The sequence below is a fragment of the Fulvivirga aurantia genome (assembly GCF_009711475.1).
Classification (GTDB): Bacteria; Bacteroidota; Bacteroidia; order Cytophagales; family Cyclobacteriaceae; genus Fulvivirga; species Fulvivirga aurantia.
In genome coordinates this window covers 1-3672 of sequence record NZ_SMMD01000533.1, presented here as the reverse complement: position 1 = coordinate 3672, position 3672 = coordinate 1, and the positions used below count along the sequence as shown (strand labels likewise).

Genomic DNA, 3672 nt, shown 5'->3' with positions numbered 1-3672 from the left:
AATCTGCGTAATCTTCGCGTCCCTCATCAATCGTTCAACATGGTACTCTTTCACAAAACCATAACCGCCATGTACCTGAACCGCTTCAACAGTAATATCCATGGCTGCTTTAGAAGCGAATACTTTTGCCATAGCAGCTGCCTTCACGTAGTCTTGCTTCGTATCCTTTAGAGCCGCAGCGTTTAGGCATAGTAAACGAGCTGCTTCTATTTCTGTTGCCATATCTGCCAACTTAAATTGAATAGCCTGGTGCTTACTGATTTCTTTACCAAATGCTTTTCTTTCCTTTGAATAGTTTAATGCTAACTCATAGGCTCCAGACGCAATCCCTAATGCTTGTGATGCGATACCGATTCTACCACCATTAAGCGTAGACATGGCAAAATTAAACCCAAAACCATCCTCTCCGATTCTATTTGCCTTAGGTACTTTCACATCTGTGAACATCAAACTATGGGTGTCAGACCCTCTTATCCCTAGTTTATTTTCTTTTTTACCGACCACAAAACCATCCATATCACGCTCTACGATCAATGCATTTATTCCTTTGTGTCTTTTTTCAGGGTCAGTTTGTGCTATTACAATGTATACACTTGCACTGCTTCCGTTTGTTATCCAGTTTTTAGTACCGTTTAGCAGGTAATAATCTCCTTTGTCTTCTGCCGTAGTTCGCTGACTTGTGGCATCAGATCCTGCTTCTGGCTCTGATAGGCAAAAAGCTCCTATTTGCTCACCGCTGGCAAGCTTTGTTAAATACTTTTGTTTTTGTTCTTCAGAACCATAGGTTTCTAACCCCCAGCACACCAAAGAGTTGTTTACCGACATAGCTACCGAACAAGATGCATCTACTTTAGAAATTTCTTCCATAGCTAATACATAAGAAATAGTATCCATACCACCTCCGTTGTACTTAGGGTCTACCATCATGCCCATAAAGCCGAGCTCACCCATTTTTTTGATTTGCTCTTTAGGAAATTCTTGTTTTTCGTCTCTTTCAATTACACCAGGAAGCAGTTCGTTTTGAGCGAAATCTCTTGCTGCATCTCTTACGGCTAATTGCTCTTCGGTCAATTCAAAATTCATATCTATCTGTGATTTTTTAATAAAACAAAAAAGGGCCTGAAAGTTTTACTTTCAGACCCGCAAAAATACAATTATTTTGTCAATTTGATTTAGTCTCGGCTACCTAAAAACAGGCTTACATAGTAAAGTAAGGTAACTAATGAAGCTACAGCAGCTACAACGTAAGTCATGGCAGCCCATTTAAGTGCATCTTTTGCCATATCGTACTCACCCGGATCAACAATGTCTCGTTGCTTTACCCAAGCCAGAGCTCGCTTACTTGCATCAAACTCTACAGGTAATGTTACAAAAGCGAATAATGTAAATACTGCATAACAACCTATAACTATTAGAAGACCTGTAGATAAGAAAAATTGCATTTGAGACATAGCAAATGAACCTATCAGCATAGCCATAAAAATGAAGTTTATGATCCTTGCACTCACATTTTGCACCGGTACCATGGCAGATCTAAACTCCAACATGCTGTAAGCTTTAGCGTGCTGTACTGCGTGGCCACACTCATGAGATGCTACGGCTGCTGCGGCTGCATTTCGCCCATGATATACCTCTTCACTAAGGTTAACTGTTTTATTAGATGGATTGTAATGGTCCGTAAGCTTACCTTGTACAGAAATTACCTCCACATCATGAATGCCATTATCTGCCAACATTAATTTGGCAATCTCAGCACCTGAAAGATTTCTCTTCAGAGGTGTTTGAGAATATTTTTTGAATTTACTTTTAAGTCTGGAACTCACCGCAAAGCTGATGATTCCAAACACGATCATAATTACAATAATCATATTACAAAGTGTATTTAAGTGTTCTTTATTTTGTCAATCAGGGAAGTGGTTGAATATCCTTCCACCAAATCTATGGTTTCCACACTTCCTCCATTTGCTATAACAATATCTGCACCAACAATATTTTCTGTCAAATAGTCACTGCCTTTTACTAAAATGTCAGGCTTTAGGCTCTTAATGAGATTAAACGGAGTATCTTCTGAAAAGTACGTAACTGCATCGACAAATTGCAGGGCAGCAAGCATTCGCCCTCTGGCATATTCTTTATTTAAGGGTCTTTCTGGGCCTTTGAGTTTAGCTACAGAGTTGTCAGTATTAAGTGCTACAACCAGTCTTTGTCCCAGTTGACTCGCCTTTTCCAAATAGTCTATATGCCCTAGGTGTAAAATATCAAAACACCCATTGGTGAAAACCACTTTTTCACCCTCTTTTTGCCAAGAGGACACTTGTTGTTTTAGAAGATTAGTTGATATTATTTTTTCGCTGGTCAATGCTTTTAGATTTATTTTTGGTCTGACTCAAAACTAATGATAAAGCACCTACAATAATAATTACTAGTGTTTGCCATCCGTGGAATATAAAAGTAAAAGCAACAGCTTTGTCCTGACTAAGCCCATAAAGAATTACAAGGCCGAGCGGCACTAAAATATGAAAGCTACCCGCTCCTCCGGGAAGTGGCACAGCCATGGCAATACCACCAATTACAAATATTGTAAGCGCTGCCAGAAAGCCCAACTCAGCCGTTTCCGGAAAGGCCATCATTACCAAATACATCATCAGATAATAACATATCCAGATTAAGAGGGAGTAAACAATAAAAAGGAAGCGTTTTTCAAGTTTAAAAACGGCTGTTACCCCATTCTTAATACCTGCTAATACCTTTTTCCCTTTAGAAATAAAGCGAAGGGCAAAAAATCGTTTTTTCGCCAGGATATACCTGATAATAAAATAAACAGCGATAATAAATATGATTACCCCACTTATGAGCATATAAGGAAAGCCGCTATCCTGCCCTTCCCCTCTTAGCTTCTGTATTTCATCTGACTGAAAGAAATACATGAGGTTGTCGACTTCAACCAAAAACGAGGTGCCCAGAAGTACAATGAGAAAAATAAGGTCTATCACCCGCTCTGCCACCACAGTACCGAGTGATACATCTACAGGTGTTTTATTGAGCCGGTATAAATTATAACATCTTGACACTTCTCCTCCACGAGGTATTGCCAGGTTGATGAAGTAACCTACCATTACTGACATAAAACCGTGACTTAATTTGGTTTTATGGCCCAGAGGAGACAACAGCAGCTTCCAACGCTCTGCTCTAATTACATGGCTCAAAACAGCTGCCAAGGCTGAAAGAAAAAGAAATGGAATGTTTGCTTCATTCCATACCCTAACGATAAAATCCATCTTAGATTCATCGCCAGTTACTTGTATGTTGTTGAATGATAACCACAATAAAAACGCTGTAACGGTTAGCATTACAGCGTATTTCAATCCAGCTTTGAGCTTTGCTCGCATATATTTAAGCTATCTTATTATCTGCAGTTGGAAAAATAACGGTAGGCTTATACTTTTTAGCTTCTTCAAAATCCATAGAAGCGTAAGATATAATTATAATAATGTCTCCTACCTGCACTTTTCTAGCGGCAGGCCCATTGAGGCAAATATTTCCTGATCCTCGCTCTCCTTTAATTACGTAGGTTTCTAAGCGCTCTCCATTATTAATATTTACAATTTGCACTTTCTCCCCCTCTATTATATTTGAGGCCTCCATAAGATCTTCATCTATGGTGATACTTCC

At 39.2% G+C, this 3672-nt stretch carries 5 protein-coding genes; all 5 read right to left on the bottom strand.

Annotation, left to right across the window (positions count from 1 at the left end):
- Positions 1-1083, bottom strand: a 1083-nt coding sequence (locus E1176_RS04235; RefSeq protein ID WP_155209327.1) for an acyl-CoA dehydrogenase family protein, incomplete at its 3' end; no start/stop codon positions are given.
- Positions 1084-1172: 89 nt separating this feature from the next.
- Positions 1173-1868 (bottom strand): zinc metallopeptidase, encoded by a 696-nt coding sequence (locus E1176_RS04230; RefSeq protein WP_155209326.1) that lies wholly within the window; start codon positions 1866-1868, stop codon positions 1173-1175.
- A 14-nt stretch (positions 1869-1882) separates the two neighbouring features.
- On the bottom strand, positions 1883-2314 hold the full coding sequence (gene rfaE2 / locus E1176_RS04225; protein WP_343030503.1) for a D-glycero-beta-D-manno-heptose 1-phosphate adenylyltransferase: 432 nt from the start codon (positions 2312-2314) through the stop codon (positions 1883-1885).
- Between the two features lie 16 nt (positions 2315-2330).
- Positions 2331-3389 (bottom strand): lysylphosphatidylglycerol synthase transmembrane domain-containing protein, encoded by a 1059-nt coding sequence (locus E1176_RS04220; protein ID WP_155209324.1) that lies wholly within the window; start codon positions 3387-3389, stop codon positions 2331-2333.
- A gap of 4 nt (positions 3390-3393) precedes the next feature.
- Positions 3394-3672 (bottom strand): aspartate 1-decarboxylase (gene panD / locus E1176_RS04215; RefSeq protein ID WP_155209323.1); only part of this gene is annotated, 279 nt, incomplete at its 5' end.